This is a genomic window from Streptomyces sp. Z423-1 (genome assembly GCF_013009255.1).
Taxonomy (GTDB): Bacteria; Actinomycetota; Actinomycetes; order Streptomycetales; family Streptomycetaceae; genus Streptomyces; species Streptomyces gossypiisoli.
This window is the reverse complement of record NZ_CP053109.1, coordinates 6597734-6619886: the sequence shown is the minus strand read 5'-3', so window position 1 is coordinate 6619886 and position 22153 is coordinate 6597734. Positions and strand designations below refer to the sequence as shown.

General features: G+C 71.2%; 22 protein-coding genes and 2 pseudogenes. 15 read left to right on the top strand and 9 right to left on the bottom strand.

Annotated elements, in window-relative coordinates; all coding sequences use genetic code 11:
- Positions 1-14 precede the first annotated feature (14 nt).
- Positions 15-656 carry a transposase family protein gene (locus HJD23_RS29700; RefSeq protein WP_171112110.1) on the top strand — a complete coding sequence of 214 codons (642 nt, stop codon included), beginning with the start codon at positions 15-17 and terminating at the stop codon, positions 654-656.
- On the opposite strand, the gene HJD23_RS29695 is transcribed toward HJD23_RS29700, so the two are convergent.
- Entirely contained in the window at positions 637-933 is a 297-nt protein-coding gene (locus tag HJD23_RS29695; protein ID WP_171112111.1) for a hypothetical protein, read from the bottom strand. The genes HJD23_RS29700 and HJD23_RS29695 overlap by 20 nt on opposite strands.
- 147 nt (positions 934-1080) lie before the next feature.
- Here HJD23_RS29695 and HJD23_RS44195 point away from each other — a divergent pair, with 147 nt between their 5' ends.
- Positions 1081-1800, top strand: a complete 720-nt coding sequence (locus HJD23_RS44195) for an RICIN domain-containing protein (RefSeq protein WP_240980845.1) — start codon at positions 1081-1083, stop codon at positions 1798-1800.
- Between the two features lie 30 nt (positions 1801-1830).
- Here HJD23_RS44195 and HJD23_RS29685 read toward each other — a convergent pair whose 3' ends face one another.
- Positions 1831-3867: a bifunctional glycosyltransferase 87/phosphatase PAP2 family protein gene (locus HJD23_RS29685; protein ID WP_171112113.1), complete on the bottom strand. Its 2037-nt coding sequence runs from the start codon at positions 3865-3867 to the stop codon at positions 1831-1833.
- Positions 3868-4242: 375 nt separating this feature from the next.
- On the opposite strand from HJD23_RS29685, the gene HJD23_RS29680 reads away from it, so the two are divergent.
- Complete coding sequence (locus tag HJD23_RS29680; RefSeq protein WP_171112114.1) at positions 4243-4719, top strand: MarR family transcriptional regulator; 477 nt, start codon at positions 4243-4245, stop codon at positions 4717-4719.
- A 56-nt stretch (positions 4720-4775) separates the two neighbouring features.
- Here HJD23_RS29680 and HJD23_RS29675 read toward each other — a convergent pair whose 3' ends face one another.
- Positions 4776-5426 carry an NAD(P)H-dependent oxidoreductase gene (locus HJD23_RS29675; protein ID WP_171112115.1) on the bottom strand — a complete coding sequence of 217 codons (651 nt, stop codon included), beginning with the start codon at positions 5424-5426 and terminating at the stop codon, positions 4776-4778.
- Between the two features lie 139 nt (positions 5427-5565).
- Between HJD23_RS29675 and HJD23_RS29670 the strand changes: the two are divergent.
- The 7 genes and pseudogenes from HJD23_RS29670 to HJD23_RS29640 all read left to right on the top strand — a co-directional run.
- Positions 5566-6225, top strand: a pseudogene (locus HJD23_RS29670) (nitroreductase); the annotation flags it as partial.
- Between the two features lie 218 nt (positions 6226-6443).
- On the top strand, positions 6444-7418 hold the full coding sequence (locus HJD23_RS29665; protein ID WP_206326247.1) for a patatin-like phospholipase family protein: 975 nt from the start codon (positions 6444-6446) through the stop codon (positions 7416-7418).
- Positions 7415-8638 (top strand): macrolide family glycosyltransferase, encoded by a 1224-nt coding sequence (locus tag HJD23_RS29660; RefSeq protein WP_171112117.1) that lies wholly within the window; start codon positions 7415-7417, stop codon positions 8636-8638. The genes HJD23_RS29665 and HJD23_RS29660 overlap by 4 nt, the downstream gene beginning before the upstream one ends.
- Before the next feature lie 3 nt (positions 8639-8641).
- The gene (locus tag HJD23_RS29655; RefSeq protein WP_206326248.1) at positions 8642-9127 is read left to right on the top strand and encodes a hypothetical protein; all 486 of its coding nucleotides are present in this window, start codon (positions 8642-8644) and stop codon (positions 9125-9127) included.
- Positions 9124-10050, top strand: coding sequence for a hypothetical protein (locus HJD23_RS29650; RefSeq protein WP_171112119.1), 927 nt, complete (start codon positions 9124-9126; stop codon positions 10048-10050). The genes HJD23_RS29655 and HJD23_RS29650 overlap by 4 nt, the downstream gene beginning before the upstream one ends.
- Before the next feature lie 26 nt (positions 10051-10076).
- A complete protein-coding gene (locus HJD23_RS29645; protein ID WP_171112120.1) occupies positions 10077-10805 on the top strand; it encodes an NAD(P)H-binding protein in 729 nt (242 codons plus the stop codon).
- Between the two features lie 129 nt (positions 10806-10934).
- Positions 10935-11606, top strand: coding sequence for an O-methyltransferase (locus HJD23_RS29640; RefSeq protein ID WP_171112121.1), 672 nt, complete (start codon positions 10935-10937; stop codon positions 11604-11606).
- Between the two features lie 6 nt (positions 11607-11612).
- Here the strand turns inward: HJD23_RS29640 and HJD23_RS29635 are convergent, their stop codons facing one another.
- Positions 11613-12005, bottom strand: coding sequence for an FHA domain-containing protein (locus HJD23_RS29635; protein ID WP_171112122.1), 393 nt, complete (start codon positions 12003-12005; stop codon positions 11613-11615).
- Positions 12006-12103: 98 nt separating this feature from the next.
- On the opposite strand from HJD23_RS29635, the gene HJD23_RS29630 reads away from it, so the two are divergent.
- Positions 12104-12514: a DUF1992 domain-containing protein gene (locus HJD23_RS29630; protein WP_171112123.1), complete on the top strand. Its 411-nt coding sequence runs from the start codon at positions 12104-12106 to the stop codon at positions 12512-12514.
- A 6-nt stretch (positions 12515-12520) separates the two neighbouring features.
- Here HJD23_RS29630 and HJD23_RS29625 read toward each other — a convergent pair whose 3' ends face one another.
- Both HJD23_RS29625 and HJD23_RS29620 read right to left on the bottom strand, forming a co-directional pair.
- On the bottom strand, positions 12521-13030 hold the full coding sequence (locus HJD23_RS29625) for a hypothetical protein (protein ID WP_197973497.1): 510 nt from the start codon (positions 13028-13030) through the stop codon (positions 12521-12523).
- Positions 13031-13035: 5 nt separating this feature from the next.
- Complete coding sequence (locus HJD23_RS29620; RefSeq protein ID WP_171112125.1) at positions 13036-13707, bottom strand: hypothetical protein; 672 nt, start codon at positions 13705-13707, stop codon at positions 13036-13038.
- A 93-nt stretch (positions 13708-13800) separates the two neighbouring features.
- Here HJD23_RS29620 and HJD23_RS29615 point away from each other — a divergent pair.
- Positions 13801-14231: pseudogene (locus HJD23_RS29615) on the top strand (GNAT family N-acetyltransferase).
- A gap of 308 nt (positions 14232-14539) precedes the next feature.
- On the opposite strand, the gene HJD23_RS29610 reads toward HJD23_RS29615, so the two are convergent.
- On the bottom strand, positions 14540-16597 hold the full coding sequence (locus HJD23_RS29610) for an MFS transporter (RefSeq protein WP_171112126.1): 2058 nt from the start codon (positions 16595-16597) through the stop codon (positions 14540-14542).
- 234 nt (positions 16598-16831) lie between these two features.
- On the opposite strand from HJD23_RS29610, the gene HJD23_RS29605 reads away from it, so the two are divergent.
- Positions 16832-17746, top strand: a complete 915-nt coding sequence (locus HJD23_RS29605) for a peptidoglycan-binding domain-containing protein (protein ID WP_171112127.1) — start codon at positions 16832-16834, stop codon at positions 17744-17746.
- A gap of 56 nt (positions 17747-17802) precedes the next feature.
- On the opposite strand, the gene HJD23_RS29600 is transcribed toward HJD23_RS29605, so the two are convergent.
- Together HJD23_RS29600 and HJD23_RS29595 are read right to left on the bottom strand one after the other, a co-directional pair.
- Complete coding sequence (locus HJD23_RS29600; protein ID WP_171112128.1) at positions 17803-18480, bottom strand: HAD-IA family hydrolase; 678 nt, start codon at positions 18478-18480, stop codon at positions 17803-17805.
- A gap of 170 nt (positions 18481-18650) precedes the next feature.
- Positions 18651-19232 carry a TMEM165/GDT1 family protein gene (locus tag HJD23_RS29595; protein WP_171112129.1) on the bottom strand — a complete coding sequence of 194 codons (582 nt, stop codon included), beginning with the start codon at positions 19230-19232 and terminating at the stop codon, positions 18651-18653.
- A gap of 406 nt (positions 19233-19638) precedes the next feature.
- Between HJD23_RS29595 and HJD23_RS29590 the strand changes: the two genes are divergently transcribed.
- Together HJD23_RS29590 and HJD23_RS29585 are read left to right on the top strand one after the other, a co-directional pair.
- Positions 19639-20283 carry an HNH endonuclease family protein gene (locus tag HJD23_RS29590; protein WP_171112130.1) on the top strand — a complete coding sequence of 215 codons (645 nt, stop codon included), beginning with the start codon at positions 19639-19641 and terminating at the stop codon, positions 20281-20283.
- A gap of 152 nt (positions 20284-20435) precedes the next feature.
- Positions 20436-22076 carry an alkaline phosphatase D family protein gene (locus tag HJD23_RS29585; RefSeq protein ID WP_171112131.1) on the top strand — a complete coding sequence of 547 codons (1641 nt, stop codon included), beginning with the start codon at positions 20436-20438 and terminating at the stop codon, positions 22074-22076.
- Positions 22077-22153: the final 77 nt, after the last annotated feature.

The window sequence follows — 22153 nt, the reverse complement described above, 5'->3', positions numbered from 1 at the left end:
GAGAACACGGCTGCGTGCACTGCCTGGCCCGGGACGCCGGCATCTCGCAGGCCACGTGCTACCGCTACCTCCATGAGGGCATCGGCGTGCTGGCCGCCCAAGCTCCCGATCTGTACGAGGCGTTGGACCTCTGCCGCGCCGAGGGGATGACACACGTGGTGCTGGACGGCACGCTCATCGCCTGCGACAGGCTGGCCGGGGTCCGGGAGAACGGCAACGACCTGTGGTCCTCTCAGAAGCACAAGAGCTTCGGTGGCAACATTCAGTTCCTGGCCGCGCCGGACGCCACCCCGCTGTGGGTCTCCGATGTCGAGCCGGGTTCCACCCCGGACATCACCGCAGCCCCTATCCACGTGCTGCCCGCGCTGTACAAGGCCGCCGCCGACAGGCTTCCCACGCTCGCCGACAAGGGCTACATCGGCGCCGGCATCGGCATTCACGTGCCCGTACGCCGCCCCAAAGGCCACTCCGAGACCGCCCTGGACCGAGGAACCCCCGCCACGAATGCGCTGATCAGACACCTGAGGGCGCGCGGCGAGCGGACCGCGGCGGAACTGAAGGAACGCTGGCGAGCCCTCAAGCACGTCACCCTCAGCCCCAGCAGAATCGGCGACATAGCCCGTGCCGCACTCGTTCTCAACGGGCAATGGAAATGATCTCCACTGGGAAAACCTCACTGCCAGCCAACGAAAACCCCAGGACTATCCGTGCCGTCGTAGAGCTGGTAGCTGGTGGCGTACGAACGTACCGCAGTGTCTTGGTGGCCACGGCGTTCGCCGCCGTCTTGGAGACCTTGTACGTGTACTCGGCGGACGGCTGGCCGGCGTGGCCGGACTTGGACCAGCCCGGCAGCCATACCTTGATCACGCGTCCGAGACCGTCGTGAACGGCGTCGGTGCGCTTGCCGTTGGTGTCGACGGAAGCGGTGGTCACGCCGCGGACCGGGTCGTATTCGGTCGTGGTGACGTGGCCCAGTGCTCCGCGCGGCCGCGCCACCGACGGCGGCCGCGCGCCCGTATGAACTCTCAGCTGAGATCCAGGACGCGAACCGGTCGTCCCTTCCACACGTCCAGGGTCACCGTGCCGACAACGGCGCCGGAGATCCTGTCGGGGGTCGGACGGAGTGGGTGCCCAACCGGCTGCATACCGGCGCGTTCACCGTCACCGGCATCCGCGGCCTGGAGTTGGACATCGACGGCCAGGACGGCGCCGCGATCTGCAAGGGGTGACGCGGGCGGTCCGGTCGTTCGTGCCGGAACTGCCGGCGATGAGCTTGTCGGCGTCAGCAGCCGGTCCTGGCAAGGCGGATGCTTCGGCTCCGAGGAGACCCGAACCGGCGCGGTCGCCTCCCGCGCCGACGACCTGGCCACCTGGGTCACCACCGCCGTCACCGCCCCCCACACCCTCACCAACAAGGCGACCGGAAAGTGCCTGGCCGTCCCCCAGGCCAGCACGGACAACGGCACCAAGCTGATCCAGTGGACCTGCACCGGCAACAGCGAACAGCAGTGGCACCTGGAGAAGGTCGCGGGCGGAAACGGCGACCGTTACCGCGTCCGGAACCAGAACAGCAACAGGTGTCTCGCCATCCCCCAGGCCGGCCTGGACAACGGTACCCAGGCCATTCAGTGGACCTGCTCCGGCAGCAACGACCAGATCTGGATCAACGACAGCATCGGCCGACTGCGCAACCTGAACAGCGACAAGTGTCTCGCCATCCCTCAGGCCAACCCCGCCATCGGTACCGGAGCCGTTCAGTGGACGTGCTCGACGAACACCGACCAGAGGTGGACCTGGTAATACCCTGAGCGCCGAAACCGGAGCACACGGTCACCCGATCTTCCCGGCCGTGGGCTCCGGTTCCCGTTCCGGACTGGCCGCGACCGCCGTCACCGCCCGGGCCCGCGGCCCCTGGAACAGATACGCCAGCCCGAAACCCGCGCCCACCACCAGTGCGCCGCCCACCGCGTCCAGCACCCAGTGGTTGCCGGTGACGACGATCGCGGTCACCGTGAGGGTCGGGTGCAGCAGGCCCAGTGCCTTCATCCATCCCTTGGGCGCGACGATCGCGATCACGACGCCGCACCACAGGGACCAGCCGAAGTGCAGTGAGGGCATCGCCGCGTACTGGTTGGTGAGGGCGGTCAGGGTGCCGTAGTCCGGCTGGGAGAAGTCCTGGACGCCGTGGACCGTGTCGATGATGCCGAGGTCCGGCATCAGGCGGGGCGGGGCGAGGGGGTAGAGCCAGAAGCCGATCAGGGCCAGCAGGGTGGTCAGGCCCAGCGTCGAGCGGGCCCAGCGGTAGTCGACCGGGCGGCGCCAGTACAGGACGGCGAGGACGGTCAGCGGGATCGTGAAGTGGAACGACGTGTAGTAGAAGTCGAAGAACTGGCGCAGCCAGTCGACCTTCACTATGGCGTGGTTCAGCGTGTGCTCGATGTCGAGGTGGAGCACCCGCTCCAGCGACAGGATCTGCTCGCCGTGTTCCTCTGCCCGTTCCCGGCCGCCGGAGATCGTTCCGCCGGTGGCCGCCAGCCGGACCTTGGAGTACGCGGCGTAGGTGACGCGTATGAGGAGCAGCTCCAGGAGGAGGTTCGGACGGCCGAGGACCCTGCGCAGAAAGGGCAGGAGCGGTATGTGCTTCCAGCGGCCCGGGACCGGTGGGGCGTAATCCGTGGGGATCGGTGCGCGGTAGTAGGGGGAGGTGCGCGACAGGAACGGTACGGCCGTGGCGGCGGCGATCGCGGCGAGGAGGACGACGTTGTCGCGCAGGGGGTGCAGCGCGGCCATGTTCGGCAGGAGCATCTTCGCCGGGAGGGTCATGACCAGGACGACGGCCACCGGCCACACCAGGCGGTCGGAGGCGCGTCGGCCGACCCGGCCGACCACCGCGAGGAGCACCCACAGCAGCTGGTGCTGCCAGGCCGTCGGCGCGACGACGATCGCGGCGCAGCCGGTAATGGCGACGGCGAGCAGGAGCTGGCCGTCGCGGGCGTAGCGGACGGCCCGGCGCAGGCCCAGGGTGGCGACCGCCGCGCCCAGGACCAGGAAGAGGACGATCTCCAGCGGGCCGGACAGGCCCAGCCGGAGCAGCGCGCCGTGCAGGGACTGGTTGGCGAGGTCGTCGGCCCGGCCGCCGAGGCCGACGCCGGCCAGGTGGTGCACCCAGTAGGTGTACGAGTCCTGTGGCATCGCCGCCCAGGCGAGCGCCGTGCACGAGGCGAACGTGACGCCCAGGGAGGCGGCGGCCTTCTTACGCCCCGTGAACCACAGCAGCGGGGCGAAGAGCAGCACCGTCGGCTGGAAGGCGGCGGCGACACCGATCAGCGCGCCGCCGGCCCGCTCGCCGCGCACGGCGAAGCAGCCGAGGAGGACCAGCAGGACCGGGATGATGCTGGTCTGGCCGAGCCAGAACGCGTTGCGCACCGGCAGCGACAGCATCAGCAGGCAGATCGCGACGGGCGCGGCGACGAGGGACGTACGGCGGCTTATGGGGGGCGGGAGGGCGCGGGCGGCGACCAGGCCGAGGACGACGACCAGCAGCAGTGTGCCGAAGGTCCAGCCCCAGCCGAGCGCCTGCTCGGCGGAGCGGGTCAGGGGCTTGAGGACCAGGCCGCCGAAGGGCGTGCCGGTGAAGCGGGTGGAGTCGTAGAGCGAGCCCTCGACGTGCAGGACGCCGTCCGGGCCGACCCAGGTCTCCAGGTCGGTCAGCCGCTCACCGCGGGGGGTGCTGAGGACGACGGCGATCTGCCGTACGCCGAGGATCGTGGCGACCAGCCACAGGGCCAGGCGTGCGGCGCGCAGGCGTGCGCCGACCGTCGGTCCGAGGACTCCCACCGGTCTTCCGCTGTGCTCCGCATTCGCCACGCCTCGTCGGCCTCCCGCCCCGTTCGTCCCACGCGCCGTGCACGTGGGGAAGACGCAGGCAACCCTCGCTTCACCTGACGTCCCCCCTCCTTTTGTCCGGAAGACGATAGTCGCCGGGGGGTCGGGTTGCCTCGGGCGGGGGGCGAGATAGATCACAAGGCGATCCGGAACAGGCGGTCGGGCGCTCTCCGGTAGGCGAGCGAAGGGTCGAGGACGTCACCGTCACCGGTCCCGGTCGATGCCTGCGGCGGCCCGTCCGTCCTCGGTCTGCCGTTGGGTGGGCTTCAACGGTGCTGCTGCGGGTATCCGCCGGGGTGCGCGGAGTCGTTTTGGGTGAGACCGTATTGGACGAGTCGGTGTCGGTAGTGTTGCGCCATGACCGCCGATGTTCCGCACAGAAACGCTGCCTCGCGAGTGACCGACCGGCCCGGGGACACCTCGCCTTTTGCTCTTGGGCTGCTGCTGCGCCGGGCCCACTGGCGTGCGGCTGCCGTGATGGAGGAGGCGCTTCGGCCGCTCGGGATCGAGTTGCGGCACTTCGCCGTGCTCATCGTGCTGGTCGAGCGCGGGCCCACGGTGCAGCGGGATCTGGTGGCGGCGACCGGGTCGGACAAGGCGGGGATCATGCGGGTCGTGGACGACCTGGAGCGCAAGGGGCTGGCCGTACGCAAGAGCGTTCCGGGGGATCGGCGGGTGCGGGCAGTGGAGATCACGCCCGCGGGCGTCGAGCTCTTCGATGCCGCCCATGTGGCGGCGGAGCCGCTGGCCGAGCGCCTGGTCGCCGAGCTGGGGCCCGGCGAGGCCGAGCAGCTCAGGGAGCTGTTGACCCGGTTTGCCCATCCCGGGAGTTAGGGCCCTGGGTGTAGGCGCGCCCGCGCGGCAGTTGTGTGCTGCGCGGGCGCGCTTTTTCATGCGGCGAGGCGCTCCGCCAGTTCCTTGGCCTTGGTGGTCGCGTCCCTGAAGGCGCGTTCGCGGGAGGCCTCGTAGAGGGGGATCAGCTCGGCCATGTCCGGGTTGCGGGGGGCCATGGTGAGTTCCGCGACGATGAAGTCGACGTCCAGGCCGAGGGTGCGCTTGAGGACGGCCTCCAGGTAGTTCTGGACGAACTCGAAGTCCTCGCGCGGGGTGCCCGGCGCGTAGGAGCCGCCGCGGCTGGCGACGACGGTGACCGGGGTGCCCTGGGCGGAGGGGTTCTCGCCCCAGGTGCGGCCGAGCAGGATCACGTTGTCCAGCCATGCCTTGAGGGTCGACGGGATCGAGTAGTTGTACATGGGGGCGCCGATCAGGACGGCGTCCGCCTGCTCCAGTTCCTCGATGAGCCGCACGCGCGCCGCGAACGCGGCGGCCTGCTCCGGGGTGCGCTCGGACGGTGCGGTGAAGCCGGCGGACCAGGCGTCGGCGGTGATGTGCGGGACGGGGTCGGCGGCCAGGTCGCGGTGGATCACCGTGCCCTCCGGGTGCTGTTCCTCCCAGGCCTTGCGGAAGGCGGCCGCGACCGAGCGGGACGCGGACGCCTCGCCGGGGAGTACGGACGAGTCGATGTGCAGCAGCGTGGCCATGCGTTTTCTCCAAAGAAGCGTGCCCTGGGCGGGGAGCCGGGCTGAGGATTCGTACAGGTAGTTTAACCTGAGACGGTATTGCGTGATACTATCGTGAATGAAACGGAGGGGTCGCGTCGGAAGTGGGAGGTAGGCGACCGTGGACGTCTACGAGGCCGTCAGGAGTCGGCGGGCGGTGCGCGGATTCACCGACCGGCATGTCCCGAGGGAAGTGCTGGAGCGGGCGCTGTCCGCCGCGGCCTGGGCGCCGTCCGCATCGAACCTCCAGCCGTGGCACGCCTATGTGGTGACCGGCGCGCCGCTGGCCGAGCTCAGGAAGCGCGCCGCCGAGCGCCTGGCCGCGGGTGAACCCTGGGACGAGCCGGAGTACGAGCAGTACCCGCCCGCACTGAAGTCCCCCTACCGCGAACGCCGGTCCGCCTTCGGCGAGCAGCGCTACGGCGCACTCGGCATTCCGCGCGAGGACCTGGAGGCGCGCCAGCGGGCCGCAGCCGCGAACTGGGACTGCTTCGGCGCGCCCGCCGCGCTGTTCTGCTACATCGACCGCGACATGGGCCCGGCCCAGTGGTCCGACGTCGGCATGTATCTGCAGACCGTCATGCTGCTGCTGCGCGCCGAAGGGCTGCACAGCTGCCCGCAGATGGCGTGGGCCAAGTACCACAGGACCGTCGCGGAGGTGCTGTCACCGCCGGATGAGTTCATGCTGGTTTGTGGCATGTCGATCGGTTTCGAGGACATCAGGGTGGGTTGCACCCGTACGGGTCGGGCGCCGCTCGGCGACACGGTCACGTTCGTCGACACGGTGGACACCGCAGACCGAACTCGCTTGCCGACGGAGACGGCAGCGGCCTGCTCTCCCTCACGCGCACCTCACGGCCGACGCAGGCCCCGCGTTGTCGCACGTCTCGGTGACGGCTTCACCAGACACCTCGGGCGGTTGGCGTCGCAGATCGGGTTGCCGCCCGGAGCCGGTTGAGGAACCGATCGGATTCCGTGCCGTGGTGAGAAAGGTGGATCATGATGATTGCCCACGAGAGGCGTCGCACGATGCCCTCCGAGGCATCACCGTCCCGGGACTCCGCGTCGGCGGGCTTGCACGCCCTGCCCCGTCCCGTGGCCGTGGTGGTGGGCGCCGGTGGCGTACTCGGCGCGGCGCATGTCGGTGTCGGGTACGCGCTGGAGGAGCGCGGATTCGTCCCGGACATGATCATCGGCACCTCGGTGGGCGCCCTCAACGGGGCCATCGCGGCCGCCCACCCCGACAGGGCCGCGCCGTGGCTGGATCACGTGTGGACGCGGTTGCGTCGCCGTGAGGTGTATCCGCTCGGCTATCCGTCCTCACGGGCCGGCATCTTCACCGATCGCGGCCTGCGGCGGCTGATCGCCCGGTCCGGGCTGCCGTCGCGGATCGAGGAGCTGGCCGTCCCGTTCACCGCGGTCGCCATGGACCTGGGGACCGGCGCCGCGGCGCTGCTCGACCACGGAGACCTCGAGTCCGCACTGCTGGCCGGCGCGGCCATTCCCGGGATCCTGCCCCCGGTGGATCGCGAGGGCAGGACGCTCGTCGACGGCGGGGTGATCGCCTATGTCCCGGTACTGGCGGCCCGGCAGGCCGGCGCGGCCAGCGTGGTGGTGGTGGTGACCGGTCCGGAGAGCTCGCCCTTGAGCCCCACCGTCCCGCGCCGACGGGCCGGCGCGATCGCCGCCAGGGCCCGGCAGCTGATGTTGCACCACCAGATCGAGCGTGACCTGCACGAAGTGTCCCGGCACATCCCGACCGTCGTGCTGCCGACCGGCGTCGACACCTGGCCCGCCCCGTGGGACTTCGGCCATACCCGACGACTGATCAGCACCGCGTCCGGCACGGCAGGACGCTTTCTCGACGGGCTGCGTGTCTGTGGGCCGGGCCTGTATCGGGTCGAGGATGCCCCGGCGGTGCCGGCCGGGCCGGGCGAGCCATCGACGTCCTCCGCTTCGGGGGCTGCCCTGTGAGTACCGTCGCGTTCCTCAACATCGCCATGCACGGACGCGTCAACCCGACGCTGCCGGTGGTGGCCGAGCTCGTCCGGCGCGGTCACTCCGTCACGTACCACACCTCGCCCGCGTTCCGTGAGGAGATCGAGGCCGTCGGCGCGACGGTGTGCCTCTACGCCGGGGGCGACCAGCCGCTCCCCGATCCGCCGACGCCGGTCACGCTGATCGAGGGGCTGGCGGGCACCGCCGTTCGCCTGCTGCCCGCGGTGCTCGCCGATCTGCGTCGTATCCGGCCCGATCTGATCGTTCACGACAACGCCTGTCCGTGGGGCGCGGTCGCCGCGCGCGAACTCGAGGTGCCGGCGGCGTCGTCGTTCACCACATTCGCGTTCAACCGGCACGTGCCCAGTCCCACCCGCGGCTCGTGGGACCTGCTGGCGGCGGCGATGGCTCGACCACGCCGTGTCCAGGGCTACCTGCGGTCCCGGTGGGAGCTGCGGCGCCGGTTCGACGCGAGTGGGCTGCCCTGGGTCGACTTGGGGAACATCCGCCAACCGCTCAATCTGGTCTACACCTCGCGGGCTTTCCAGCCCGCCGTGGAGGAATTCGACCAGTCCTACCGGTTCGTCGGCCCGAGCATTGGCGCCCGCCCGGACGACCCGTCATTTCCGGCCGATCGGCTGCGGGACCCGGTGCTGTACGCGTCGCTGGGCACGGTGTTCAACGCCGACCCGAGGCTGCTGCGCAGTTTCGCCACCGGGCTCGCCTCACTGGGCGGCACGGTGATCGTCTCCACCGGGCAGACCGATCCCGCCGCGTTGGGTCCGTTGCCGGAGCATGTGCTCGCGCGCCGTTTCGTCCCGCAACCGGAGGTGCTGGCCCGTGCGGCGCTGTTCGTCACCCATGGCGGGATGAACAGCGTCAATGAGGCCATGTACGCCGGGGTTCCGATGCTGGTGGTCCCGCAGGGTGCCGACCAGCCGATGGTGGCCCGTCGCATCGTGGAGCTCGGCGCCGGCCTGTCCATCCGTACCGAGGACGTCACCGAGGGCTCCGTGCGTGCCCTCGCCGGGCACCTGCTCCACGAGCCCCGGTTCCGGGCAGCCGCGGCCACCCTGCGGGTCGCCCAGCACGAGGCGGGTGGACACCGGCGCGCCGCCGACGAACTCGAGCGGTATCTGCATGCGGCCGGGTCGGTCGGCCGGCCCGCTCCCGTCGATCCGTCACAGTGGGGCTGAGTGATGTCACTCGTCGTCTTCCTGCTGCTGCTCGCCGGGGTGTCGGAGGCCGCCGGGCGCATCGTGCCGCTGGCCGTGCGCCGGCCCGGCATGTCGCGGCCACTGGTGGCCGGGTTGCTGGTGGCCGGTGGCCTCGTCGAGGCTGCTGTGTTCACGCTGTGGCCGCTGACCGCGTGGACCCTGGCCGAGCTGGTGCTGCCCTCCGAGCCGCCGGGCGCCGGGTTGGCGTGGACACCGGACCTGGTCGCCCCGCTCGTGCTCGCCGCCGTCCTCGCGTTCCCGTTGCTCGGGCCCCTTCTTCACCTGTTGCTCTTCGTGGGGGTCGGCGCGGGTCTGGCCGGCCCGCTCGCCGCGGCGACCGGGCTGGGCTGGTGGGGCGCCGCTGGTTGCGTGGCCGTCGCCGGCGCCGGGCTCGGTGTCGCCGTGGAGGCCGTTCGGCGTCTGGTCGTGCGGATCAGCGCGACCGAGGGGCGGGAGTCGACGGCATGAACGATTTCCTGTTCTGGGGCGGCGGGCTCGGGCCGGCTCTGATCGCCGAGGCTCTGCTGGCACGCTACGAGGTGCTGGCCTACGGCGCGGGCTGGCGGGCCCCCGTCACCGAGCTCCCGGGGGGCCTGCCCTACGCCCGGGGCGCGGCTCCCGACCGTCCCCCGGCTGCCTACCTGGTCTACCTGGACGGCATCGGCAAACGCCGGGTCCGCGACAGCCGGGACGGCGGGCAGCTGGTCAAGGCCCTGCTCGCCGGGGCGCCGGAGCTGCGGTTGCTGGGTCAGGTGCAGCCCTACTCGCCGCTGGCCGAGCCGCTCGCCGATCGGCCGGTGTGGGCGTGGCTGCGCCGGCGCGTCGGGCTGCTGCTGTTCCTGCACAACGTCATGCAGATCTTCGTCGCCGCCGACCACCGCTACCGGCCCCTGTACAACCGTGCCGTCGGCTCCCAGATCGCCACTCAGCTCCGGCTCGCCGGCTACCGGCCCGGCAGCGGTGTCCCCGTGGTGCTGCTGAGCTACAGCGGGGGCGCTCAGGTCGCCACCGGCGCGGTCGACGAACTGCACACCCGGCTGCGCTCCCCGCTCCTGCTGATCACGCTGGGTGGGTTCCACAACGGCGCAAACGACATCACGCGTGCCGAGCACCTGCATCGGCTGACCAGTGCCGGCGACCGGATCGAGCGGGTCGGCACCTGGATCTTCCCTCAGCGCTGGCGGCTGTTCCGCGGGAGCGGATGGAACCGGGCCCGCCGCGCCGGGAAGATCACCGTCCATCGGCTCGACCCGGCCACCCATGTCGGGCCCGGCAGCTACATCAGCCCGACGGCTCGGCTGCCCGACGGCCGCAGCCACCTCGACCGCACCGCCGACACCGTGATCGGACTCATCCGCGCCCACATTCGGAATGAGCTGTATTCCGAATGAGCTGTATTTCGAACGAAAGGCACATTATGAAGATCGCAGTCATGGGCGGTACCGGGCTGATCGGCTCGCAGGTCGTCGAGAAGCTGAACGCCGCCGGGCACGAGGCGGTACCGCACGCGCAGTCCACCGGAGTCGACGTCATCAGCGGCCAGGGACTGGACGAGGCGATGGCGGGCGCCGACGTCGTCGTCAACCTGACGAACTCCCCGACCTTCGACGAAGCGTCCCTGGACTTCTTCCAGACCTCGATGGACAACCTTCTGGCCGCGGCCCGGAAGGCCGGCGTCGGCCACTTCGTCGTCCTCTCGATCGTCGGCGTGGACCAGGTGCCGGAGCTGGACTACTACCGGGCCAAGGCGCTCCAGGAGAAGATCCTCGCGGCCGGGCCGATCCCCTACTCGATCGTCCGGGCGACGCAGTTCATGGAGTTCATCGACGCGGTCATGTCCTGGACCGCCGACGACAACACCGTCCGGCTGCCCGCCACGCCGATCCAGCCGATCGCCGCCAAGGACGTGGCCGACGAGGTGGCACGGGTCGCCGCGGGCGCCGCGCTGAACGGCATCCGCAACATCGGCGGCCCCGAGGTCTTCGCCCTGGACGAGCTGGGCCGGATCACTCTGTCCCGCAAGGGCGACCACCGTACCGTCGTCACCGACCCCACCGCGGGCACGTTCGCCGCCGTCAAGGGCGACGTCCTCACCGACAAGAACGCCCACCTCGCCCCCACCCGCTACACCGACTGGCTCTCCTGACCCACCGCTCCGCGGGCGGTACGTCGTCACTCGACTCGGCCGAGGCAGTCACGGCGTGCCGCCCTCACGGCGGGACCGTCGTGGGACGATGAGACCCGTCGTGTGATCGGGACAGGAGAGGCAGACCGCATGAGTGAGTCGCAGATCTGGGACGCCGTCGACGAGTACTTCACCACCCACCTCTCCCGCGACGACGAGGTCCTCCAAGCGGCCCTGCGCGACAGCGAGGCGGCCGAGCTGCCGCCGGTCAACGTCACGGCGACCCAGGGCAAGTTCCTGCAGCTCCTCGCCCAGGTGCAGGGTGCGCGGAACATCCTGGAGATCGGCACGCTCGGCGGCTACAGCACCATCTGGATGGGCCGCGCCCTCCCCGCCGACGGGCGTCTGATCTCGCTGGAGTACAGCCCGAAGCACGCCGAGGTCGCCACGCGCAACATCGCCCGCGCGGGCCTCGACAAGATCGTCGAGGTGCGTGTCGGCCCCGCCCTGGAGTCGCTGCCTCAGCTCGCCGACGAGAATCCGCCGCCCTTCGACCTGGTCTTCATCGACGCCGACAAGGCCAACAACGCCCACTACGTGGAGTGGGCGCTGAAGCTCACGCGTGCGGGCAGTCTGATCGTCGTCGACAACGTCGTGCGCGGCGGCCGCGTCGCCGAGGCGGACAGCTCCGCTCCCGACGTCCAGGGCACCCGCAGCGCCATCGACCTCATCGGCTCCCACCCCAGGCTCACCGGCACCGCGATCCAGACGGTGGGCAGCAAGGGGTACGACGGCTTCGCGCTGGCGCGCGTCCTCGGGTGACGCCGTTCACGCCTCGTGGTAGTAGCCCACGTTCACGCTGCGCGGACCGGTGCGGTCCTGGATGACTATCTCGCCGTTGCCGCCCCTGGGCAGCGGCACCGTACCGCCGTACGCGAGCGGCTGGGCGTGCTCGCCGGACCTCAGCCGGACCTCGGAGGACGGGTCCGGCTGCGAGCCGCGCAGCCAGGTCACCTGCCAGTCGCCGTCCGGCCCGCACAGGAACTCCAGGTGCACCCGCGAGACGAACAGCCAGTCCTCGGGCGTCACGAGCCGGCACACGGTCTTGTCCCGGCCCACCCGCAGCACCGTCCCCGGCTCGCTGGGCGCGTCGGCCATGAGCATGCCGGCCGTGGCGCCCGCTTCCGTCCCGGAGACGGAGGCCATGGTCAGTTCGAGCACGTGCGCTCCCTTGCAATGTCCTTGTCCGGCAGCCCGGTTGGCCTGCCGCCGCCGCATGATAAATCGCCCGGCGTGGCGGCGTCCGGCACAATGGCCTCATGACCGAGCGAAAGCCACCGGGCGTCAGCTTCGAGTCCTGGACCGACAAGCAGATCCGTGACGCGGAGGCGCGCGGCGACTTCGCCCATCTGCCGGGCGCGGGCAAGCCACTGCCGAAGGACGTCGAGGAGACCTACGACGAACAGTGGTGGATCAAGCGGAAGTTGGCCCGCGAGGGCGTCTCGGTCCTGCCGCCCACCCTCGCCCTGCGCAAGGAGGCCGAGGACGCGCTGCTCGCCGCGATGCGGGCGCCGTCGGAGCGGCTCGTGCGGAAGATCGTCGAGGACATCAACGTCAAGATCCGCGACATCATGTTCAAGCCGCCGCCCGGCCCCCCGCTGGGTCTGAAGCCCTACGACGTCGAGGACGTCGTGGGGCGGTGGCGGGAGGGCCGGGCAGCGGCCGAATAGCCTCTGTCAGTGGCGCAGCAGCCGGTCCGCCAGCTCGCGGTAGTCCCGCAGAGCGATGCGGAGTTGCTCGGTGTCGCTGGTCGCGGGGGTGGCCTCGTCGGTTTCCTCCCAGGACCTGCGCAGGGTACGACGGCGCTGGGTCACGGCGTCCGTGAAGCGGGCCGCGATCTCCTCCAGCACATGGTCCGCCTCCTCGATGGCGGCCCGGGGGCCGTCCACGAAGGAGGACACCGCCTGCTGCATCCGCAGCTCGAACTTGTCGGTCTCCTCGCGCGGCAGCAGCGGGGCCATACGGGACGTCGGGGCGGAGGGGTCGGCCGGGCGCCTCGTCGTGGTCGGCGCTTCAGGAGACGTCTCCTGTGCCCCAGGAGTCTCCTGCGCCTCGGAAGTCCCATGAGCCGCACCAGTCGGCGGCACCGCACCGACCCCCGTCTCACGCCCGATGAGATCCTCGCGCCGCCCGCTGCGGTCGGGCTCGGGCGGCTCGCCGCCCATGGGCCGTGTCACGTCGGTCATGTGCCTCAACTTCCCTTCGCATGGCGCCCGAAGGTCCACGGCAGATGCAGGCGGCCGGGGCCCGCGTGGGCCAGTGTCTTGGTGCGTTCGGCGGGCGGGCGCCCCTGGTCGTCGTCGCGCGCCGGACGCAGCAGGTCGTCGAAGAGGGCACGGGCCTCGACCATGGCCTCGCGCATCTCCTCGGTGGCGGTGCGCCCCTCGGTTGCGCCGCTCGCCCGCGCGCGGGCGATGCGATGGACGTGCCGGTAGCCCTGCACGTGGTCCGCGTGGTGCACCGACAGCGCGGCGAGCTGCTCCTCGTACTGCCCGCCGTCCGGGAAACCCCGTACGGCGGCCAGCTCGGCCAGCAGCTGGTCCGCCTCGGTCACGGCGTCCTGCGGCGCTTCGACGAACCGCTCCTGGGCGGCCGTCCAGCGGGCCTCGAACCGCTCACGCTGCGCCGGTTCGAGCGGCCGCTCACGCAGCTCGCCGTGCCGCTCCACACGCTCGGCGAGCTCACGTTCGGCAGCCTTGGCATCCCCGTCGTGCCGGGACACGGCCCGGTCGTACTCGGGTCCGAAGCGCCGCCTCAGGTCCCGTCCGCCGCCCGCGCCACGGCCGCGCAGGGTCAGGGCGGCCACGATGAGGGCGACCGCCGCCACAATCACGATCAGAGCAATGATCCAGCCAGTGGACATGAATGCCTTCCGGGTTCTCGACCCGACCGGCCCATCGCCGAGCCGGTCACGCTGACCGGGTTGCCCACACGCCCCCACCCAAACGACGCCCCCGTGCCCGACAATGCCGCCGCCGACTCCCCCGACGCCGTCGCGCTCTGGCGGTCGTACTACACGGAGACCCGGCCGAACTGGAACGGGAGATCGCCGCCAACACGGGCAAGGACCTCGCCCTGCTCCTACACGCCCGGCACGACGGCACACCGGCGGACACCGCAGGCATACGCCGAACCCCCGACCCGACCACCACCGAACTCACCCGGGTGTTCCTCCTGCCGCACCTGCGCGGCAAGGGCGGAGCAACACACCTCGTCGCCGCCGCAGAGCAGGCCGCCCGCGCCCTCGGCGCCACCCGAATGATCCTGGACACCAGAAGCGACCTGGTGGAGGCCCGGGCACTCTACGCCCGCCTCGGCTACGAGGAAACGGAGCCGCACAACAGCGACCCGTACGCCGAGCACTGGTTCAGCAAGCGCCTCACCTGAAACGGAGCACGCACCCGCAGTCGCCCACGGCGGGAAGGGGCCGTGTCGGGGGGTGTCCGCCCGCAGCGGTTGGCGCGTCAACACGGGCACCTCTGCAAGAGACCGAGTCGCGCCGTTCCGAGGACGGACACCCCCCGGCGCGGCCCCGACGCACCCCGCACCGTAGGCGCTACAGCAACCACGCACCACAGCCACAGGCCGCCGCAGGCATGGCACCCGCACCCGCACCCGCACCCGCAGGCCCTACCCCCACCACGCACCCACAGCCCAAGGCCGCCGCAGGCACCCGCACCTCACCTGAACCGCACTCACCTGAACCGCCCCACCGCCCGCACATCATGCGGCTGCTCCCGATCCGACCCGCACAGCTCCTCGTTCAACTCCCGCACCAGCTGCACCAGATCGGTAGGCCGCTCCGCCCCCCACCAGTCACCGAGCAACTCGGCCAGCGACTCCTCCCGCGCCCGCGCCAACCGTTCGGCCACCACACGCCCCTGCTCGGTCAGAACAAGGTCGAGACCGTCGCGCACGGCAAGCCGACGCACCTCGACCTGCCGGGCCCCGTCGAGGATGACCCCCAGCGGCACGGTGCTGCGCTCGGCAAGCACCCCCGGCTCCACCCGCCCGTACCTCTTGATCCGCAGCAACAGCCAACTCGCCGCCGGCACCAGCTCGTCGTACCCCGCACGCGCCGCGATCCTCCGGTACACCTCCTGCCGCCCCTCCCGCGTCCCGAGCACCGACAACGCACGGCACACCTCGTCGTACGACGACCGCTCCACCGGATTGCTGGCCAGCGTCTCGCTGACATCGGGCGCCGTGACGGACACCCGCAGCCGGTCCTCCTTCAGGAACCACGTCAGCACGAAGGCGAGGAACGCGACAGGAGCGGCGTACAGAAACACATCCGTGATGGCGGACGCGTAGGCGTGCAACGCCGGCGCCCGCAGCTCCGGCGGCAGATCGCCGATCCCCCGCGGATCCGCCTCCAGCCCCTCGATGGACACGCCGCCGGGCAGCGGCACACCACGGAAGGCGGACGCCAGTTGATCACCGAGGCGCCCCGCGAAGACCGTGCCGAACACGGCGACGCCGAACGCCGCCCCGATCGAGCGGAAGAAGGTCGCCCCGGAGGTGGCGACGCCCAGATCCTCGTACGGCACGGCGTTCTGCACGATGAGCACCAGCACCTGCATGACCAGCCCGAGCCCGAAACCGAACACGAAGAAGGAGCCGCTGATCACGGCGTCGGAACTGTGCTCGTCGAGCTCGTCGAGCAACAGCAGCCCGATGGTGGTGACAAAGGTGCCCACGACGGGAAAGACCTTCCACCGCCCGGTCCGGCTGACGATCTGCCCGGATCCGGTCGAGGCCAGCAGCAGCCCCAGCACCATCGGCAGCATGTGCACACCCGACATGGTCGGCGAGACACCCTGGACGACCTGCAGGAAGGTCGGCAGATACGTCATCGCGCCGAACATCGCGAACCCGATGATCACGCTGATCGCGGCCGCGAGGGCGAACGTACGGGTGCGGAACAGCTTCAACGGCAGCACGGGCTCCGCCGCCCGCCGCTCCACGACGACGAACACCACGGCGAGCACGACGGCCACCACGACCAGCCCGACGATCTGCGGTGAGCCCCACCCCCAGGTGGTGCCGCCGAGCGAGGCGACCAGAACCAGACAGGTGGCGACGGCGGCGATGAGGAAGGTGCCGAGATAGTCGATGACGTGCCGGGTCACCGCACGCGGCAGCCGCAGCACGCTCGCGATCACGACCAGCGCGACGACCCCCACCGGAAGGTTGATGTAGAAGACCCACCGCCAGCTCAGATGCTCGGTGAACACCCCGCCCAGCAACGGCCCGAGCACGCTCGACGCCCCGAATACCGCACCGAACAACCCCTGATACCGCCCCCGGTCGCGCGGCGGAACCAGATCCCCGACGATCGCCATCGACAACACGATCAGCCCACCCCCGCCCAGTCCCTGCACCGCACGGAACGCGATGAGCTGCGGCATGTCCTGCGCGATCCCGCACAGCGCGGAGCCGACGAGAAAGATCACGACGGCGGCCTGGAACAGCCGCTTCCGCCCGTACTGGTCCCCCAGCTTCCCCCACAGCGGCGTCGCGGCGGTCGAGGCCAGCAGATACGCGGTGACGACCCAGGACAGATGCTGCAACCCGCCCAGCTCGCTGACGATGGTCGGCAGCGCGGTCGCCACGATCGTCTGGTCGAGCGCGGCGAGCACCATGCCGAGCAGCAGCGCGCCGATCGATACGAGCACGCTCCCGGACACCTGCTCCCGGTCCACGGCACCCGGCACCTGCGCGGCCCTGCCGCCGTGCGTCTCCCCGACCATGCACACCTCCGGAGGCTGCCTCGCCGGTCGTCACCTCCTCCATCGTGGGTGGTGTGCCCGGTTATGGCCTGTCGGGCCCTTTTGGAGGCGGTCGTTCCGGCGCGAGTACGGGGGCTTCGCGCACATGACGCACACGGGATCTGCATAATCTCTGGGACCACGGGCGGCATCTGCGGGGCCACGGGGGCGGCATCTCCGGGATCACGGGTCGGCCGCGAGGGGAGGGACGGACGCGTGGCGGAGCCGAAGGGGCACAAGTGCCCGGAGTGCGGGGCGCCCAGAGGGGCGGACAACACCCCGACCTGCGCCTGCGGCGAACGCGCCGCCGAGGCCCTGCGCGACGCGCGTACGGCGGAACAGGCGGCGGCGGAGGACTTCGACCCCCTGCGCATACGCCCCTACGTGGCCCTGGACGCGACCGCACCGGACACGCCGACCGAGGCAGCACCCCCGGCGCAGCCGACGCTGCCGCTCCCCCCGCCGCCCACTCCGAACAGCACGCAGGTCACGCAGACCATGCAGGCCACGCAACCCACGGAACCCGAAGCACGCCCCCGCACCTCTCGCCACCGCACGGCACTGCTGGCGGCGTCCGGCGTGGTGATCACGGCGGCCGCGGCGGCCGGCTTCGCGAGCGGCCTGTTCTCGTACGAGCCCCCGAGCCGGGACAGCGCGGCTCCGGAGTCGGTACGAGAGGCAGTCCCGGAGGCCCGCACGACGCAGCCGAGCCCGACCCCGACGGCAACCACGACACCGTCGCCGACCCCGACACCGGAATCCCCGTCCCCGACGCCCACACCAACCCCGGCCCGGACGCTCACCACGCCACCGGCGTCCCCGACGCCCTCACCCACTCCGACCCAGGCGCCCCCGCCCACGGCTCGCGCAACGGGCTCCCTGACCCCCTCCGACCGCGACGAGCCCGCCCCGACCCTCCGCCAAGGCGATTCCGGCCCCGAGGTGACGGAACTCCAACTCCGCCTGCACCAGCTGTACCTGTACAACGACGACCCGCACGGCCACTACACGCGAGAGGTCGAGAACGCCGTACGCAACTACCAGTGGGCCCGCGGCGTGCAGACCGACGAACTGGGCGTCTACGGCGAGGAGACCCGGGAGAAGCTGGAGTCGGAGACGTCGGAACCCTGACGCTCGACGCCAGGAAGGCCGCACCCCATCAAAACCCGGACCCGACACCCGGCCCCCTACCCAAACGAAACCCGAATCTCCCCACCCCCGACGGCCTCGACCCGCACCCCAGCCAAATCCCCCACCAGCACATCCGGCCGATGCACCGAGGCCCGCGGCCCCACCCCCACGACCCGCATCCCCGCGGCGCGCCCCGCCGCGATCCCCGCACCGGAGTCCTCGAAGACCAGGCAGTCCGCGGGAGCCACCCCCAGCTCGGCGGCCCCCTTGAGGAACCCCTCGGGGTCGGGCTTGCTCGCGCCCACGGACTCGGCGGTCACCCGTACGTCCGGCAGCGCCAGCCCCGCCGCGGCCATCCGCGCCGTGGACAGCGGTACATCCGCCGAGGTCACCAGCGCGTGCGGCAGCCCCCGCAGGGACGCCAGAAACGCCGCCGCGCCGGGGATCGCGACGACGCCCTCCATGTCGGCGGTCTCCTCCGCGAGCATCCGCGCGTTGTCCGCCAGGTTCTGCTCCATCGGCCGGTCCGGCAGCAGTACGGCCATCGACGCGTACCCCTGCCGCCCGTGCACGACCTTCATCACCTCGTCCCCGTCCAGCCCGTGCCGCTCGGCCCACCGTCGCCAGATGCGCTCCACGACGGCGTCGGAGTTGACGAGGGTGCCGTCCATGTCGAGCAGGAGGGCGCGGGCGGTGAGCACGGTGGGCACGGAGGGCACAGTGGTGGCCGTCATCGGCAGCTCCAGGACGCAGGTGGAGGGTGGCGCAGGCGCCGGCCCCGGGGAACAAGGCGGCCCCGCCCGCCGGTCAGGGAAAACGGGCGGGAGCCACTTTGTTCCCCCACGGTACAAAACAAGCGGCGACCCCGCCACCGCCGCAGCCAACCCTTCACCCACCGTTCAGCTCACCCGGTCACGGCCTCCCAGAGGCTCCACACCCCGAGGCCCAGCATCAGCAGCGCCGCGATCTTCGTGATCAGCCCCAGCGGCACCCGCTTCATCAGCGCCCTGCCGCCGACGATGCCCAGCCCGGCCACCGCCCACAGCGCCAGCACCGCGCCCAGGCCGACGGACAGCGGATCGTCGTAACGCGCCGCGAGATTCGCGGTCATGATCTGCGTGAGATCACCGAACTCGGCGACGAGGATGAGCATGAACCCGGCCCCGGAGACCTTCCAGAAGGACTGGTCCTGCGGCCTGCGGATCTCCTCCTCGCCGTCGCCCTTCTTCAGCAGCAGCATCGCCGCGCCGCCCAGGAAGAGCACACCGGTCAGCGCGTGCACCAGCTGCTGCGGCAGCAGCGTCAGCGCGCTGCCCGCCGCGACGGCGAGCGCGACATGCAGCGCGAAGGCGGCGGCGACCCCGGCGAAGACGTACGAGGCGCGGTAACGGGTGCCGAGGACGAGCCCGGCGAGTGCGGTCTTGTCGGGCAGTTCGGCGAGGAAGACGACGCCGAAGACGAGCGCCGTGACGGTAAGGCTGATCAAGGTTCCTCAATCGGTCGGGGCCACCGGCCGAGAGTCGTACGTCACATGTCGTAACAGGGATCGGACCTCGGCACGGCAGCACACGTGGCACCCGTGCCGTGCGGCACGGGCGTGCACTGCTTGCCGAAGGTCTCGCCGGCCGGCCTCGCGATCGAGGCCCGCCTCCGGGCGCCGGCTCGGATCCCTCGCGGGCTGAGCAGTATGTCGACGGTCCCGGCTAAGGGCTACTCCCCTTCTGCGCCCTCCATCGTACGCGACGGCTCGGAAGCCGAAAGTTCGGTCTTGAACCTTGTCGTGTCATGCACGCGTCATTAACTTCTCACCCGACACACACCTGTTCGCAACACGGCACCGACAGCATTCCCTCGCTCGCACCCCAACACCCCCACCCTCCAAGGGAGTTCGCATGCCCAGGTTCTACGCGCGTCGACGGCTGAGCACAGTCGCGGCGATCAGCGCCTTCGTGGCCTCCGTGGCCCTGTTCAACGCCCCCACCGCCTCCGCCGCCCTCCCCACCCCGGTCAGCGGTGCCACCGCCCGCAGCTACCTCGCCCAGCTCACCGTGCGCAGCGAGGACCGCACCGGCTACAGCCGGGACCTCTTCAACCACTGGATCACCATCAGCGGCTCCTGCAACACCCGTGAGACCGTCCTCAAGCGCGACGGCTCGAACGTCGTCACCAACTCCTCCTGCGCCGCCACCAGCGGCAGCTGGTACTCCCCGTACGACGGCGCGACCTGGTACGCCGCCTCCGACGTCGACATCGACCACCTCGTCCCGCTCGCCGAGGCCTGGGACTCCGGCGCCGACAGCTGGTCCTCCTCCCGCCGTCAGGCTTTCGCCAACGACCTGACCCGCCCGCAGCTCCTCGCGGTCACCGACAACGTCAACCAGTCCAAGGGCGACCAGGACCCGGCCACCTGGATGCCGTCCCGCACCGCCTACCGCTGCATCTACGTGCGCGCCTGGGTCCAGGTGAAGTACTACTACGACCTCTCGGTCGACTCCGCCGAGAAGAACGCGCTCACCAACTACCTGGCGTCCTGCTAGCAGGGCCTGTCGTACGTCGCGTAGGGCACGCGTAGGGCCTGGCTTTCTGGCGCGGAACCTACCCGCCGGCCTCCGTCGTTCCGTACCGTACGGGGCGACGGAGGAGGCGAGCCGGAAGGGGCGCGCCGGCCGGAGCAAAGGCGGGCGATGACGTGGCGGGACTGCGCCTGGGACCACTGCTGAGATACGTCGGCGACTCGACCGCGACCGTCTGGGTCGAGGCGAGCCGTCCGTGCACCGCCGAGGTGCGCTGCGCCGACGGCGCCCACGGCACGGCCCGCACCTTCCAGGTCGCCGGCCATCACTACGCCCTCGTGCCGGTGACCGGCCTGACGGCCGGGACGACGACGTCGTACGAGGTGCTGCTCGACGGCACACGCGTGTGGCCGCAGCCCGGCTCACCGTTCCCGCCCTCGGTGATCCGCGCCGGGTTCGTCGGCGACACCGTCAAGGTCGCCTTCGGCTCCTGCCGCTGGGCCGCGCCCCCGGCCGACGGCAAGGACCCCGTCGGCCCCGACGCCCTGGACACCCTGGCCGCCCGCATCGCGGCCGCCCCCACGGCCGAACGACCGGACGTCCTGCTGCTCCTGGGCGACCAGGTCTACGCCGACGAGACCTCCAGGGCCACCCAGCGCCGGCTGGCCGCCCGCCGTGACCTGAAGGAGCCGCCGGGCAGCGGAGTGGCGGACTACGAGGAGTACACCCAGCTCTACTACGAGTCCTGGCTCGACTCCCAGGTGCGCTGGCTGCTGTCCACCGTGCCCACCTGTATGATCTTCGACGACCACGACGTCATCGACGACTGGAACACCTCCGCCTCCTGGCTCGCCGACATGCGGGCCACCGACTGGTGGCAGGAGCGGGTGCTGAGCGGCCTGATGTCGTACTGGGTCCACCAGCACCTGGGGAATCTGTCCCCGGCCGAGCTGGCCGCCGACCCGCTCTACGCGGCCGTACGGGACACCCCGGACGCCACCGACCTGCTGCGCGCCTTCGCCCACGAGGCCGACGCCGACCCGACGTCCGTGCGCTGGAGCTACCGGCGCGACTTCGGGCGCGTCCGGCTGCTGATGGTGGACACCCGCGCGGCCCGCGTCCTGGCGGAGGGCAAGCGCGCGATGCTCGACGCCGGCGAGGAGGCGTGGCTGCGCAGCGAGGCGCTGGACGAGCCGGGATCGTACGACCACCTCCTCATCGGCGCCTCCCTGCCCTGGCTGCTGCCGCACCTGGCGCACGACGCCGAGGGCTGGAACGCCGCCCTGTGCCGGGGTGAGAAGGGCGAGCGCTGGGCGCGCTGGGGCGAGAAGATGCGGCGGGCGGCGGACCTGGAGCACTGGTCGGCCTTCCCGGAGTCCTTCGACGCGCTGGCGGCGCTGATCGCCGAGGTGGGCTCGGGCGACAGGGCACCGGCGACCGTGTGCGTGCTGTCGGGAGATGTGCATCACGCGTACGTGGCCGAGCCGACGTGGCCTTCCGGCGGGCCGCACGCGCGCGTGCTCCAGCTCACCTGCTCGCCGGTCCACAACTCCATCCCGGCGGTACTCAAGTGGGGCTTCCGCTTCGGCTGGAGCGGCGTCGCGCGTTTCCTGGGCCGCCGGATCGCGGGGCACGGCAAGGTGCCGCAGCCGTCGATCGACTGGCGGTGCACGGGCGGGCCCTGGTTCGGCAACCAGCTCATGACGCTGACGATGACGGGGCGTTCGGCGCGGCTGCTGCTGGAGCACACCCGGGACGACGGGCGGGGCGGAGCGCGGCTCACGACCGTGGAGGAGTCGGTCCTCACCACCGCGTGAGGTACGGCCGGGACCTGTGGGACGCCGTTGGCTTCTGGTGTCCCCGACGGCATGATGAGGCGGGCCGTCCGCTTCGC

Excerpts from the sequence above, each read along its gene's own strand:
- HJD23_RS29680 (WP_171112114.1), top strand. The coding sequence starts at position 4,243 with ATGACCGCCGATGTTCCGCACAGAAACGCTGCCTCGCGAGTGACCGAC.
- HJD23_RS29675 (WP_171112115.1), bottom strand. The coding sequence starts at position 5,426 with ATGGCCACGCTGCTGCACATCGACTCGTCCGTACTCCCCGGCGAGGCG.
- HJD23_RS29665 (WP_206326247.1), top strand. The coding sequence starts at position 6,444 with ATGATGATTGCCCACGAGAGGCGTCGCACGATGCCCTCCGAGGCATCA.
- HJD23_RS29655 (WP_206326248.1), top strand. The coding sequence starts at position 8,642 with ATGTCACTCGTCGTCTTCCTGCTGCTGCTCGCCGGGGTGTCGGAGGCC.
- HJD23_RS29650 (WP_171112119.1), top strand. The coding sequence starts at position 9,124 with ATGAACGATTTCCTGTTCTGGGGCGGCGGGCTCGGGCCGGCTCTGATC.
- HJD23_RS29645 (WP_171112120.1), top strand. The coding sequence starts at position 10,077 with ATGAAGATCGCAGTCATGGGCGGTACCGGGCTGATCGGCTCGCAGGTC.
- HJD23_RS29640 (WP_171112121.1), top strand. The coding sequence starts at position 10,935 with ATGAGTGAGTCGCAGATCTGGGACGCCGTCGACGAGTACTTCACCACC.
- HJD23_RS29630 (WP_171112123.1), top strand. The coding sequence starts at position 12,104 with ATGACCGAGCGAAAGCCACCGGGCGTCAGCTTCGAGTCCTGGACCGAC.
- HJD23_RS29625 (WP_197973497.1), bottom strand. The coding sequence starts at position 13,030 with ATGACCGACGTGACACGGCCCATGGGCGGCGAGCCGCCCGAGCCCGAC.
- HJD23_RS29620 (WP_171112125.1), bottom strand. The coding sequence starts at position 13,707 with ATGTCCACTGGCTGGATCATTGCTCTGATCGTGATTGTGGCGGCGGTC.
- HJD23_RS29610 (WP_171112126.1), bottom strand. The coding sequence starts at position 16,597 with ATGGTCGGGGAGACGCACGGCGGCAGGGCCGCGCAGGTGCCGGGTGCC.
- HJD23_RS29600 (WP_171112128.1), bottom strand. The coding sequence starts at position 18,480 with ATGACGGCCACCACTGTGCCCTCCGTGCCCACCGTGCTCACCGCCCGC.
- HJD23_RS29590 (WP_171112130.1), top strand. The coding sequence starts at position 19,639 with ATGCCCAGGTTCTACGCGCGTCGACGGCTGAGCACAGTCGCGGCGATC.